At 43.7% G+C, this 12,218-nt stretch carries 15 protein-coding genes and 1 tRNA gene; 14 read left to right on the top strand and 2 right to left on the bottom strand.

All coding sequences use genetic code 11. The features are described 5' to 3' along the window. The first annotated feature begins 2 nt into the window (after positions 1-2). Positions 3-287: a hypothetical protein gene (locus DMO16_RS04830; protein WP_129475736.1), complete on the top strand. Its 285-nt coding sequence runs from the start codon at positions 3-5 to the stop codon at positions 285-287. Positions 288-317: 30 nt separating this feature from the next. On the opposite strand, the gene DMO16_RS04825 is transcribed toward DMO16_RS04830, so the two are convergent. Beyond that, positions 318-593: a YciI family protein gene (locus DMO16_RS04825; protein ID WP_129475734.1), complete on the bottom strand. Its 276-nt coding sequence runs from the start codon at positions 591-593 to the stop codon at positions 318-320. 160 nt (positions 594-753) lie between these two features. Here DMO16_RS04825 and DMO16_RS04820 point away from each other — a divergent pair, with 160 nt between their 5' ends. Both DMO16_RS04820 and ltaE read left to right on the top strand, forming a co-directional pair. Continuing rightward, positions 754-1,533 (top strand): hypothetical protein, encoded by a 780-nt coding sequence (locus DMO16_RS04820; protein WP_129475732.1) that lies wholly within the window; start codon positions 754-756, stop codon positions 1,531-1,533. Positions 1,534-1,627: 94 nt separating this feature from the next. Further along, positions 1,628-2,668, top strand: coding sequence for a low-specificity L-threonine aldolase (gene ltaE, locus DMO16_RS04815; RefSeq protein ID WP_129475730.1), 1,041 nt, complete (start codon positions 1,628-1,630; stop codon positions 2,666-2,668). Positions 2,669-2,711: 43 nt separating this feature from the next. Here ltaE and DMO16_RS04810 read toward each other — a convergent pair whose 3' ends face one another. Beyond that, positions 2,712-4,178, bottom strand: coding sequence for an amidase family protein (locus DMO16_RS04810; RefSeq protein ID WP_129475728.1), 1,467 nt, complete (start codon positions 4,176-4,178; stop codon positions 2,712-2,714). 283 nt (positions 4,179-4,461) lie between these two features. On the opposite strand from DMO16_RS04810, the gene DMO16_RS04805 reads away from it, so the two are divergent. The 11 genes from DMO16_RS04805 to DMO16_RS04755 all read left to right on the top strand — a co-directional run bounded on the left by DMO16_RS04805 (position 4,462) and on the right by DMO16_RS04755 (position 12,198). Beyond that, positions 4,462-4,674 (top strand): hypothetical protein, encoded by a 213-nt coding sequence (locus DMO16_RS04805; RefSeq protein ID WP_206738053.1) that lies wholly within the window; start codon positions 4,462-4,464, stop codon positions 4,672-4,674. Positions 4,675-4,773: 99 nt separating this feature from the next. Further along, positions 4,774-5,157: a DUF2203 domain-containing protein gene (locus DMO16_RS04800; RefSeq protein ID WP_061969914.1), complete on the top strand. Its 384-nt coding sequence runs from the start codon at positions 4,774-4,776 to the stop codon at positions 5,155-5,157. Between the two features lie 101 nt (positions 5,158-5,258). After that, a tRNA-Arg gene (locus DMO16_RS04795) sits at positions 5,259-5,333 on the top strand. 89 nt (positions 5,334-5,422) lie between these two features. Beyond that, positions 5,423-6,361, top strand: coding sequence for a rhodanese-related sulfurtransferase (locus DMO16_RS04790; protein ID WP_061971619.1), 939 nt, complete (start codon positions 5,423-5,425; stop codon positions 6,359-6,361). A gap of 183 nt (positions 6,362-6,544) precedes the next feature. After that, positions 6,545-7,297, top strand: coding sequence for a DeoR/GlpR family DNA-binding transcription regulator (locus tag DMO16_RS04785; RefSeq protein ID WP_061969917.1), 753 nt, complete (start codon positions 6,545-6,547; stop codon positions 7,295-7,297). Next, complete coding sequence (gene pfkB / locus DMO16_RS04780; RefSeq protein WP_061969919.1) at positions 7,294-8,223, top strand: 1-phosphofructokinase; 930 nt, start codon at positions 7,294-7,296, stop codon at positions 8,221-8,223. The genes DMO16_RS04785 and pfkB overlap by 4 nt, the downstream gene beginning before the upstream one ends. Next, complete coding sequence (locus tag DMO16_RS04775; protein WP_129475726.1) at positions 8,220-10,109, top strand: PTS fructose transporter subunit IIABC; 1,890 nt, start codon at positions 8,220-8,222, stop codon at positions 10,107-10,109. The genes pfkB and DMO16_RS04775 overlap by 4 nt, the downstream gene beginning before the upstream one ends. A gap of 115 nt (positions 10,110-10,224) precedes the next feature. Continuing rightward, positions 10,225-10,527 (top strand): hypothetical protein, encoded by a 303-nt coding sequence (locus tag DMO16_RS04770; RefSeq protein WP_061969924.1) that lies wholly within the window; start codon positions 10,225-10,227, stop codon positions 10,525-10,527. After that, positions 10,524-10,904, top strand: a complete 381-nt coding sequence (locus DMO16_RS04765) for a kinase-associated lipoprotein B (protein WP_061969926.1) — start codon at positions 10,524-10,526, stop codon at positions 10,902-10,904. The genes DMO16_RS04770 and DMO16_RS04765 overlap by 4 nt, the downstream gene beginning before the upstream one ends. Positions 10,905-11,036: 132 nt before the next feature. Then, a complete protein-coding gene (gene nadE, locus DMO16_RS04760; protein ID WP_061971621.1) occupies positions 11,037-11,855 on the top strand; it encodes an ammonia-dependent NAD(+) synthetase in 819 nt (272 codons plus the stop codon). Positions 11,856-11,946: 91 nt separating this feature from the next. After that, on the top strand, positions 11,947-12,198 hold the full coding sequence (locus DMO16_RS04755; RefSeq protein WP_129475724.1) for a hypothetical protein: 252 nt from the start codon (positions 11,947-11,949) through the stop codon (positions 12,196-12,198). Positions 12,199-12,218 lie beyond the last annotated feature (20 nt).

The following is a 12,218-nucleotide window of genomic DNA, read 5'->3' as shown; positions in this document are numbered from 1 at the left end:
CGATGCTGACGGGGTTAATGCTGCTACTGCTTGCGGGTGCCGGGATTGTGGGATTTATTAAAAAGCATATCTTAAGGATAAAAGATCCCGATCTTGCTCATTATTTGGCGGAATTAAAAAAGCAATGTTGGTATCAGGAGCTCATGAACGATCCACAATCTTCCGGTCTGATTCAATCGTTTGAAAAAAGCGATCCGTTAAAAGATGTTTATTATGTACAGCGGCTTCTTGCAAACGATGGGTGCAGAGATGGTTTTATTGCGTATATTAAAGAAAAATCCCGGTAAAGCAGTGTTGCTTTGCCGGGATTTTGTTTTTTATTTCGAAAGTACTTCAATGTTCATGGCCCACTCGTTAACCACACAATCTCTGGCCCCGGTCACGACGTACGGATCATTTTTGGCCAGTGAAGTTGCTTCTTCCAGATTGGCAGCCTTGTAAATAACTAGTCCACCACTACCGTCGGTAAACCTTCCATATGTAAAGATATTCCCTTTTTCTGCAAGGCTTTCAAGATAGCTAAGATGTTCCTGACGGTGAACCTTGCTTTTTTCTTCATCTAAAACTGGTAAACGAACAGCATAATAATTCATCAATTAACCTCCCTGAGATGTAGTCTCTCTTATTATGAAGACAAACCCCAAAAAAGAAAAGACGTATGCCATTGAAAAATATAAGAAAGTTTTTTGGTATGCATCCATAAAGTTAAATGATTACTAGTTTAAAATAAAACAGGATGCATGGGGGAGTAAAATGAGAATAAACAGAAGATATCCTGCATGGAGTTCGTTTGATTGCAGCCGGAGTCGAGATGAAGGGCATGGTAACAATTGGCCGACCTTTTTCCTAAAACGAAACAGAAGGGGAGAATTTACCGACAGAAAAGGGAACGTGGTCACTTGGGAGTTAAGGAATCCTGCTTCCGTTGATTTTAAAGGCAACGAGCTCAAGCAAGTGCGTTCAGCGTTACGAAATTTGACTCCTGACAAGCGGAAGAAGATCAACTTTTATGGTGAGCATCTACAAGATTTTTGGTTTCGGATAACCGAAAATTTGATTTCATCTTATAAATTATCCCCTATGTTGTCTGCCAGAGTTAGGGCGGCACTGACAATGGGATTATCGGATACCGCGGCTGCCGTTGACTATGTGAAAAACTTGTATGATGTTCCACGTCCCCATCAGCTGGATGCCACCCTGCAGCCGGTTCTTGCAATTCCCTCTTCTCCTTCGTTTGTATGTGAGCAGGCTTCCGCTGCAGGCTGTGCCCATATGATCTTATCCTACTTTTTCCCCCATGAAGACGGGAAGCTGAAACGGCTGGCCGAGGAGATTTCATGGACGATGTTTCTGGCAGGTATTCAATATAAGGCAGATGTCGAGGAAGGAATGAAATTGGGAAGACAGATGGGTGACATGATTGTTGTTTCTCTCCGCTATCAGCGAGTGGAAGGGGATGTTCAAAAAAGCAACAGAAACAGCGAGCTTACAGCTGGATTTCAACAAAAGAAAAGTGAAGTCATTTCGCGTTAAACATAAACGGACTCCGGGGCTGCCGGAGTTTTTTTCTTTTTTATAAGGCAATTGTGTTACGATAGATAAAAAACATCCGGAGGGGTATAGTGCAATGATCGATCTTAGAAGCGACACAGTGACAAAGCCGACAGAGCGTATGCGAAAGGCCATGTACACAGCTGAGGTGGGGGACGATGTCTACGGAGAAGATCCTGCTGTTAATTTCTTGGAAGAAACCGCTGCTGACCTGCTCGGAAAGGAAAAAGCATTGTTTGTCACGAGCGGTACACAAGGAAACCAGATTGCAGTTTTGACCCATACGGCACCTGGCAGTGAGGTTATCATGGAGAGCGACTCCCATATATACATGTATGAAGGAGCCGCTGTATCGGCTTTTGCGGGAATTCAGCCTCGTTTGGTCAAGGGAATCAACGGCTCCATGCAGGCAGAGGATGTTAAAAACGCGATTCGGAGTGACGATATTCATCACCCTGAGACAAGCCTTGTTTGTTTGGAAAATACGCATAACCGTGCAGGCGGAGCGATCGTTCCTCTTCGTGATATGAAAGACATTTACAAAATTTGTTCTGCTGCCTCGATCCCTGTTCATATCGATGGCGCACGCCTTTTTAATGCGGCAGCTGGCAGTGGAACTAGCGTCAAAGATTTCGCTTCTTATTGTGATACGGTACAAATTTGCCTTTCCAAAGGGCTTGGGGCACCGGTCGGCTCCCTGATTGCCGGATCGGAGGATTTTATTCGAAAAGCAAGAAAGTGGAGAAAACGACTTGGGGGAGGACTCCGCCAGGGAGGTGTGCTGGCTGCACCGGGACGGATTGCGCTTACCGAGATGACGGAGCGTCTGCATGAGGATCATGAAAAAGCCAGCAAGCTGGCAGAGGGCTTTGCGGAAATCCCGTCGCTTTCCATCGAAAACCAGGTGGATACCAATATTGTTTTGGTTAATATTGGGCAAACCGGATTTTCTGCCGACCAATTCCTTCAATTGCTCAAGGGCCAAGGAATACTTGCTGTTGCTTTTGGACCTCAAACGATCCGATTTACCACTCACTATGATGTTACCTTTGAAGATATTGATAAAGCTCTCACCAGCATCTCGGCGATCATCTCTTCAAAAGTCATTCTGCATTAACATAAAAAACCCGGCTCCCATTTGGAGCCGGGTTTTTGTAACCTTACATTTTTGGCGGTATACGGTATTTCGTTGCCTGTTCGAAAGAGTAGGCCAATGATATCAGCTTCGGCTCGGAGAACGCACCTGCCGTAAAAAGGATGCCAAAGGGTTTGCCCTCATCATCATAGCCTGCGGGCACACTGATCGAAGGATAGCCTGCCTTTGCGGGAAACCGATAGCCCTCATCTGTTGGATACAAAATGGCATCCAGCTGAAATTCGTCAAGAGCCTGATCCAATCCAAGTTCCCTTGTTTTTTTAAGATCATCCAGTCGGCTGTTTAAATACGAGGACTCGGTAAGTGTGCCGGATGTGCTTTCACTTTGCTCTAAAAGAACCTGCCCATATTGCAGGCATGTTTCAGGATGCTTTGAATTATAAGCAATCACATCTTCCAGAGAGGTGATTGATGGGAGTTTGGTGTGCTGTTTCAAGTAGGAGTTGATACCCGATTTAAATTCATAAAGCAATACACTAAAATCCCCATCTTCCTGTTCGAGAGGGGTTGCTGAATCCAGAATAACAATTTCTGCCCCTTTTTCTTTCATAGTTGCAATCGTTTGATCAAATAATTCCTTTTGAGAAGGAGACAATTCTCTGACGGAATATTCATACGAAATACCGATCCGTGTACCGTTTAATGCATGTTCCCTCAGGTAGGCGGTATAGTCAGCTTTGCTTGAATAGGAAGCCTTTAACGTGGCGGCATCATTGTGATCAAGCCCCGTCATCGCTCCAAGAAGTATGGCGGCATCAGCTACAGTCCGTGTCATGGGACCTGCGGTATCCTGACTGACAGAAATAGGAATGATTCCAAATCGCGAGAGCAGGCCAACGGTCGGTTTGATCCCGACAATACTGTTTGCGGCCGCGGGACTGGTGATCGATCCGGACGTCTCGGTTCCGATCGCAGCCACGGCAAAATTTGCGGCTACTGCAGATCCGGATCCTGAGCTTGAACCGCTGACATCAAATTTTCCGGGTCCGTAAGGATTCAGGACCTGTCCTCCGCGCGAACTATATCCGTTGGGCATGTTTTCTGTCATAAAATTTGCCCATTCAGTCAGGTTGGTCTTCCCGAGAATAATGGCGCCCGCTTCTCTTAGTTTTGTCACGATAAAGGCATCCTGGTCGGCGTACGATTCGCTCAGGGCAAGAGAGCCGGCACTGGTGTGCATGGCATCACCGGTATTAATATTATCTTTGATCAAAACTGGAATCCCGTGAAGAGGACCTCTTGCTCCTTTAGTGGATCGTTCGGCATCCAGTGCTTCTGCAATGTGGATCGCATCAGGGTTAATTTCAATAACCGCATTCAGTCCTGGGCCTGTGTGATTAAATTTCGAAATTCTTTCTATGTACATCCTTACCATCTTTAGCGAAGTAATTTCTTCTTTTTCCAGCGCTTCCTGAATGTATGAAATCGTTGCTTCTTCCAGTTGGAAGGGATTGATTTTTGTGAAGGACATACTTTTTCCCCGCTTTTCACTTTAATTTCAAATAACATTTCCCATTTTTTGATAATTCAATTAAAGCAAAAAACCGTCCGGATCGCAAACTGCACAGTCTAGTATTTAAAAATAAGTTTACTAGTAGTAATAGATTAATTTACCAAGGGGTAGTATATTTCTAAAAACATTGAATAATAATGATAAAAAGAACGTGAAGGGGATGGTGATGGAGATGAAAGGAATTACTAGTCTTACACTCTATAGCGGAAACCATAACAATTTCAGTGCAAATGATAGAATAATGCTTTTTGTTACAAAATTTCATTTGAAAACAAAACAGGAAAAGTGGCTGACTCTTCGCCGTCTCATGAATAAAGATTCCGGAGCATTGGCAGCGCACATTTTAATCAGCTCTGAATACCGGAGAGACTTCCCGGAACTTCTTGAAGATGACAAGGTAAGAAATTTTTATCTGGATCTGAAGCAGCCGAAAAAGCAGACAGCAAACGTCTAATTACAATTGTGGGTTTTCTGGCCGGTACATTATTAATGCTATTCATCCGAAGTGTTGTTATAATGAAAGAGTAAGTAAACACTAGAGGAGTCTATTAGCATGAAATATTTTACTGTTGAAGAAGCGAATCAGCTTTTGCCGGTCATTACACGTGAGTTAGAAGCCCTTCAGCAGCTTCAGCTTTCTTTTGTGAAATTTTATGATCAATTGGAAAAACTGCGGTTGTCAGATAATCCTCCGGATGACGATTTTTTTGTACTTGAAAGCAAGCTCGATTTTATGGAGATGGAAGCTCAGAGCTACATCCATAATATCCATTCATTTGGAGCGGAATTAAAAGATATCCACGCAGGGCTTGTTGATTTTCCGGCCATGATTGAAAACGAGGAAGTATTGCTGTGCTGGAGACAGGGAGAGCCGGCGATCACGCATTACCATGGTATTGAAGAAGAATTTATCAACCGGAAATCACTTGAAAATTAAGATCGAAATAAAAAAATAAAATTATTTTATTGAAAAGGGTTGTTTTATTCCTGAATATTGTTTATGATATATCTCGTGACGGTAACCAAAAAGTCAGTTAAGCGCCTATAGTGAAATGGATATCACACGAGATTTCGGCTCTCGTATTCTGGGTTCGAATCCTGGTGGGCGCGCCAATTATAGTTATAAATACCACGGGGTTATTCCGGTGGTTTTTTATATGCATTTCAAAAACAAAATTCAACGTTGCAGGTTGGTGATTAATATGACAAACGAAATGCAAAAGCCTTATCGAATTTTATTGTATTATAAGTATGTGCCAGTCGAGGAGCATGAATACTTCGCAAGAAAACATTTAAAGTATTGCAAAGAGCTCGGCGTACTGGGCAGAATCATTGTTGCCCCAGAAGGGATCAACGGAACAATCTCGGGCACGGTTGAACAAACCGAGCAATATATGCGGGACCTGAAGAGCGATCCTCGTTTTGAAGATATCGTTTTTAAAATCGATGAAGCAGACGAGCATGCCTTCAAAAAAATGTTCGTTCGTCCGAAAAAAGAGCTAGTTACATGGCGCTTTGAAGATGACGTGAACCCGAACGAGGTTACTGGAAAACGATTGAGCCCTAAAGAATGGATGGAAATGATCCAGAGGGACGATGTCGTGGTTGTTGACGGAAGAAATGACTATGAATATGAGATTGGCCATTTCCGAAATGCCATTCGCCCGGATGTAAAAGCATCCCGTGATTTTCCGGAATGGGTTAAAGAAAATCTTGAACAATTCAAAGATAAAAAAGTACTCACATACTGCACCGGCGGAATTCGCTGCGAAAAGTTTTCAGGATACCTTCTGAAAGAAGGTTTTAAGGACGTTTACCAGCTGCATGGAGGAATTACGACATACGGTAAGGATGAGGAAACAAAAGGACGTTTCTGGGATGGTAAAATGTACGTCTTCGATGAGCGGATTTCTGTTCCGGTTAACCGTACCGAGGAAGATGTGGTCATCGCCAAATGCTACTATTGCGGTAAAACAGAAGACCGTTATGTAAACTGCGCAAATCCTGATTGCAATCGTCAGCACGTTTGCTGTGAGGAATGTGAAGTAAAATATAAACGCTCTTGTTCGGACGAGTGCCGTGAGCATCCGAAAAACCGATATGAACTTGAAAATAAATTTAATGAAACAAAAGCACAATAATTTAATCAATCAAAAGCAGCCAGCTTTCGCAGGCTGCTTTTTTCTTTTGTCAAAACCGACCACCATAATGAATGTTTTTGACTGAAAATTGTAATTAATGATGGAAATTGATTGTTTTTGAAAGTTTTTGATTGATTATTGAAAAGGCTTACTTTATAATAAGTACCAGCAAGGAGGGGTTAGATGCTGTTTTCGCAGCGCCAGGAAATTATTTTGTCATTATTCGATAACCAAAAGGTAGTAACCCTCGAAGAGCTAGTTCAGGAAACAGGTTCTTCGGAATCAACGATCCGCAGGGATTTAGACAGACTTGAAAAAGCGAAAAAGCTAAAACGTATACATGGCGGGGCATCAAGGATCGAGGATAAAGCAGAAGAACCTTCCCTTGCCGAGAAAACTCTCCGAAATGTAGAGGAGAAACAGAATATTGGCCAATATGCTGCTTCATTGGTTCAGGAGCATGAATGCATTTATCTGGATGCCGGGACAACGACAATGCAGATGATTCCGCATTTGAATCTGGAGAACCTGATTGTTGTGACGAATGGAATTCAGCTTGTTGAACCGCTCGTAGAGAAGGGAATTCCGACATACCTGGTTGGCGGCCTTATCAAACCAAAGACAGGGGCCATGATTGGCAGCGGAGCGATCAAGAGTCTGGAAAATTATCGTTTTGATAAATGTTTTATCGGAATAAACGGAATCCATGAGGACTGGGGATATACGACACCCGATCCTGAGGAATCCATTTTAAAGCAAAAGGTACTCGAGCTTTCTCAGGAAAAATACGTCCTCGCTGATCCATCTAAATTTGGAAAATCCAGTTTTTCAAAAGTCGCCTTGCTTGAAGAAGCATTTATTATTACGGTTAAAAGCAAAAACGTACAGCTTGCATCATTTGAAAAGAAGACCTTGGTTAAGGCGGTGGAAAAATGATTTATACAGTAACACTAAATCCTTCCATAGATTATTTTGTGAAAACAGATGGTCTTAAGGAGGGCGAGATCAACCTTGTCAATGAACAATCCATAGTGGCAGGGGGAAAAGGAATCAACGTTTCAAAAGTATTGAAAAATTTGGGTGTAGACAGCGTTGCAACCGGATTCGTCGGCGGATTTACAGGCGACTTTGTTGAAAGTTCTCTTCAGAAGGCTGACATTGGCACCCGATTTATCCGCGTGGAAGAAAATACACGAATTAACATTAAATTGAATACCGGAAAAGAAACAGAAATCAACGGAATTTCTCCTTCCATTCCAGTATCCGCATTGGAACAATTGGAAGACAATCTGTTGGCAAATCTTGAATCAACTGATTTTGTTGTGCTGGCTGGCAGCCTGCCATCCAGTTTACGAAATGAATTTTATGGTCAACTAATCTCCTCCATACGGCAAAAAGGCGCACAGGCTATTCTTGATTCAAAAGGAAAACCTTTGCAGGAAGCACTGGCTCATCATCCTTTTCTAATTAAACCGAATCATCATGAGCTGGGCGACTTAGTAGGCGCCTCCATCAAAGATCCCCGTGAGGCAGCCGCCTATGGGAGACGGCTTGTAAACGAAGGGGCACAGCATGTGCTTGTTTCCATGGCCGGGGACGGGGCGGTGTTTGTCAGCAAAGAACTTGCTGCCTTCGCCAATGTGCCATCTGGAACCTTGGAAAATTCCGTTGGAGCGGGAGATTCGGTTGTTGCCGGATTCCTTGCGCATTTCACCAAAAACGGAAATGTGCTTGAAGCTTTTAAATATGGGGTTACAGCAGGAAGCGCCTCTGCCTTTTCAAAAGGGTTCTGTACAGCAAAAGACATTGACCGCTATCTGCCTGAAGTAACCGTAAACCTGATAGAGGGGGAAGAAGGATGAAGATTACAGAACTGATTACAAAAGATACCATCAAGCTTAATCTTGTTTCCAAAGACAAATCGAGTGTAATCGATGAGCTTGTCAATAAATTGCATGAAGCCGGAAAGCTGAATGATAAGGAAGCTTATCGTGAAGCAATCCTTGCAAGAGAAGCACAAAGCACAACCGGAATCGGTGAAGGAATTGCGATTCCGCATGCCAAAACCGCGGCTGTTAAAACCCCTTCCATTGCGTTTGGCCGCAGTGTGGAGGGAGTGGATTATGATGCGCTTGATGGCATGCCGTCCAACCTGTTTTTTATGATCGCAGCCAGTGAAGGCGCTAACAATGAGCATCTTGAAACTTTATCCAAGCTGTCCTCCTATTTGATGGATATGACATTCCGTGAAGGTTTGCTGAAAGCGGAAACAGAAGATGAAGTTATTACATTGATTAATGAGAAACAAGTGGCCGAGGCAGCAGAAGAGGAAACGGAAGATCAACCAGTGGAGACAAGTGATGATGAAACGTATGTAGTCGCTGTTACCGCTTGCCCTACCGGTATTGCCCACACTTACATGGCCGCTGACGCCTTAAAAGCCAAAGCCAATGAGCTTGGATTGAAACTGAAGGTGGAGACCAACGGCTCAAGTGGTGTAAAAAACCGGTTAACCTCGTCGGATATTGAAAAAGCGACTGCTGTCATTGTCGCTGCGGATAAGCAAGTTGAAATGGACCGCTTTCAGGGGAAAACACTCATTCAGGTTCCGGTGGCTCAGGCTATTCGAAATCCGCAAAAACTGCTGAATGATGCGGCAGAAAAAAAGGGAACCGTTTATACAGCAGGCAGCAGACCGCGTGCTGCTGAAGACGGAGAAAAACCAAAGCGTCAATCGGCATTTTACCGTCATTTGATGAATGGTGTTTCTAACATGCTTCCTTTTGTTGTCGGTGGCGGGATATTAATCGCCATTTCCTTTATGTTTGGGATTCATTCAGCCGATCCGAAAGATCCTTCTTATAATCAGTTTGCGGCCGCGCTTGATACGATTGGCGGTAAAACGGCTTTTGCATTAATGGTTGCCGTGCTTGCCGGCTTTATTGCTCGAAGTATCGCAGACAGCCCGGGCTTTGCCCCAGGGATGGTCGGAGGTTTCCTGGCATCCACTGGAAACAGCGGATTCCTCGGCGGCCTTATTGCCGGATTTCTTGCCGGTTACATTGTTCTTGGACTGAAAAAACTGTTTTCCAGGCTTCCACAATCCTTGGAAGGCATTAAACCCGTTTTGCTCTATCCGGTATTTGGCATACTGATTACCGGTTTGATTATGCTCTTTGTGATTAATGATCCAGTACAGGCATTAAATGAAGCTCTATCTTCGTGGCTGCAGGGCTTGGGTAAAGGAAACGCCATCCTTGTCGGTCTTCTGCTTGGAGGAATGATGGCCATTGACATGGGTGGCCCGATCAACAAGGCAGCCTTTACATTTGGTATAGCAATGATCGATGCCGGCAACTTTGCACCGCATGCAGCGATTATGGCTGGCGGTATGGTGCCGCCGCTCGGCCTCGCCATTGCAACGTCCATTTTCAGAAATAAATTTACAAAGCAAGAGCGTGAAGCAGGAAAAACATGTTATGTAATGGGTCTTTCTTTTATTACAGAAGGGGCCATTCCGTTTGCGGCAGCAGATCCAGGGCGCGTTATTCCTTCCTTGGTGGCAGGCTCCGCAACGGCAGGAGCGCTTACAATGCTGTTCGGTATCGGTCTCCGGGCGCCTCACGGCGGAATCTTTGTTGTTCCGTTTGTTGAAGGGAATCCATTCTTATACGGGCTTGCAATCCTGATCGGTGCCCTCGTTACAGCGCTGCTTGTCGGCTTCTGGAAAAAACCTGTACAGCAATAGTTATATGAGACATCAGATCAGCCAGTGGAGTGTTTTTCACAAAAACCTTCACTGGCTTTTTTCTTTTTTTAAAAGGGATGCTAATATAGTGGAGAGGGATGAAGGAGTGAAACAAATGGATCCAAAAGATTTGGAACAGCAAATTATTCAAAATTATAAACAAGATGAAGGCATGATGATTCTTGTATTTGCCCAATGGTGTATCAATCACGATATCGATCCGAAAGCACTGTACTTCCGTGCCTATCCGTCTCAGCAGGAAAACGAAAGACTCAACCATATGCTCGAACAAACCGTTTCAAAACAAGAGTCCGAAGAAATAGCGGACGAATCCGTACTCGGAGTGCTTTCGTTATTTGGGAATGAAGATTTGGCCTTTGAAGTGATGAAAGAAATCGAAAGGAGATCAAAACCATGAATACAATTGAACCGGGAATGAAAGTTACCGCGTTATACAAAACAGGGAAATATATAGGTGAGGCAGAACAGGTGAAAAATGGAAAAGTGCTCGTGAGCATTCTGGCGGTTTTGAAACATCCAAAACAGGGGGACCTGCACAACCCAAACCAGGCAGATGTTCCGTTTTTCCATCAGCGAAAAGCACTGGCTTTTCAAGAAAAAACATGGTCTCCCGAGCATACGGTTAAACCTTACGAAGAGCAGGTTCCGGATTATTATGAATCATTGAAAATGTCTTTGGAAGAGATGCAAAAGGAATTGGAACAAAAAGGGGATGACTGGTCCACACGCTCTCTTTCCGAGCTTTCTGGACTGAAAAAGGAATACCACCTGTAACAAAAATCGATACAACAGGGTATCATGAATGCTATAATATCATGTGATAAAAACTAACATAGTTTTTCGCTTTCTATTAAAGGGTAATATAACTGTATTACTTCGACAAAGGTGGATGAAATCATGACTGAAATGCAGCAGAAGATTATTAATGACTTAGGAGTGAAACCTGAAATAAATCCACAGGAGGAAATCCGAAACAGAGTTGGATTTATGAAGGAATATGTCAAGAAGAATAAGTTGAAAGGCTTTGTCCTCGGAATCAGCGGTGGCCAGGATTCCTCACTTGCAGGCAAGCTGGCTCAGATGGCGGTCAATGAATTAAAGAAGGAAACAGGAGATGACAGCTACCAGTTTATCGCCGTCCGTCTTCCTTACGGCGTGCAGAAGGATGAAGAAGATGCACAGCGAGCATTGAACTTCATCCAACCGGATCGCACGGTTACCGTGAATATTAAAAATGCGGTGGATGCTTCGGCAGACGCCTTTCATGAAGCGACCGGCGGAAAGATCACGGATTTTCTAAAGGGCAATATTAAAGCCAGAGAAAGAATGAAAGTTCAATATGATATCGGAGCAGCCAATCAATGCCTTGTCATTGGGACAGACCATGCGGCTGAAGCGATCACAGGATTTTTCACCAAATATGGAGACGGAGCATGTGATCTTGTGCCTTTGACCGGCCTGAACAAAAGACAGGGGAAAGCATTGCTGAAAGAATTGGGAGCAGAAGAAAGAATCTACATGAAAGTTCCTACGGCTGACCTTGAAGATGACAAACCTGGGGTGCCCGATGAAACAGCCCTTGGCATCACGTATAACGAGCTCGATGATTACCTCGAAGGAAAAGAAGTATCGGCTGAAGCCATAGAAAAAATCGAACACCGGTATGCCATTACAGAACATAAACGGCGCCTGCCTGCCGCTCCGCAGGATGACTGGTGGAAATAAGGCGAAAAAAGCAGACCAAACATCTGCTTTTTTTCATGGCAAAGATAAGATATACTTATCTTTGGAATCATTTGGAGGAAGGGAGCAGGCCGTGAGCAGAAGAGCAAAGATTATTTTTGTCATCAGTACCGTTGTTTTTGTAATCGTTTTATCGTCTTCCATTCAAAGAGAGAATAATCGCAAGGCAAACTTAAAAGCAATCAACGATCATTTTCAGAAGAAGTTTGAGTTGGATGAAGATTTGAAGAACCAGTACGATGATGAATTCAAAGTAAAAGTAGGGAAAGACAAATACATCGTAACACTGAAGAACCAAAAAGTAGTTTCCGCTGAAAAGGAATAGAATTCATCAAGAAAGATTGC

Origin of the sequence: Fictibacillus sp. S7 (assembly GCF_004127935.1) — a bacterium.
In the GTDB taxonomy this organism is placed as follows: domain Bacteria; phylum Bacillota; class Bacilli; order Bacillales; family Fictibacillaceae; genus Fictibacillus_C; species Fictibacillus_C enclensis.
The sequence above is the reverse complement of the archived record's forward strand: the minus strand, read 5'-3'. Positions and strand labels throughout refer to the sequence as shown.

Bases quoted from the DNA above. Each gene is read 5' to 3' on its own strand.
- DMO16_RS04830 (WP_129475736.1), top strand. From the start codon at position 3: ATGCTGACGGGGTTAATGCTGCTACTGCTTGCGGGTGCCGGGATTGTG.
- DMO16_RS04825 (WP_129475734.1), bottom strand. From the start codon at position 593: ATGAATTATTATGCTGTTCGTTTACCAGTTTTAGATGAAGAAAAAAGC.
- DMO16_RS04820 (WP_129475732.1), top strand. From the start codon at position 754: ATGAGAATAAACAGAAGATATCCTGCATGGAGTTCGTTTGATTGCAGC.
- ltaE (WP_129475730.1), top strand. From the start codon at position 1,628: ATGATCGATCTTAGAAGCGACACAGTGACAAAGCCGACAGAGCGTATG.
- DMO16_RS04810 (WP_129475728.1), bottom strand. From the start codon at position 4,178: ATGTCCTTCACAAAAATCAATCCCTTCCAACTGGAAGAAGCAACGATT.
- DMO16_RS04805 (WP_206738053.1), top strand. From the start codon at position 4,462: ATGCTTTTTGTTACAAAATTTCATTTGAAAACAAAACAGGAAAAGTGG.
- DMO16_RS04800 (WP_061969914.1), top strand. From the start codon at position 4,774: ATGAAATATTTTACTGTTGAAGAAGCGAATCAGCTTTTGCCGGTCATT.
- DMO16_RS04790 (WP_061971619.1), top strand. From the start codon at position 5,423: ATGACAAACGAAATGCAAAAGCCTTATCGAATTTTATTGTATTATAAG.
- DMO16_RS04785 (WP_061969917.1), top strand. From the start codon at position 6,545: ATGCTGTTTTCGCAGCGCCAGGAAATTATTTTGTCATTATTCGATAAC.
- pfkB (WP_061969919.1), top strand. From the start codon at position 7,294: ATGATTTATACAGTAACACTAAATCCTTCCATAGATTATTTTGTGAAA.
- DMO16_RS04775 (WP_129475726.1), top strand. From the start codon at position 8,220: ATGAAGATTACAGAACTGATTACAAAAGATACCATCAAGCTTAATCTT.
- DMO16_RS04770 (WP_061969924.1), top strand. From the start codon at position 10,225: ATGGATCCAAAAGATTTGGAACAGCAAATTATTCAAAATTATAAACAA.
- DMO16_RS04765 (WP_061969926.1), top strand. From the start codon at position 10,524: ATGAATACAATTGAACCGGGAATGAAAGTTACCGCGTTATACAAAACA.
- nadE (WP_061971621.1), top strand. From the start codon at position 11,037: ATGCAGCAGAAGATTATTAATGACTTAGGAGTGAAACCTGAAATAAAT.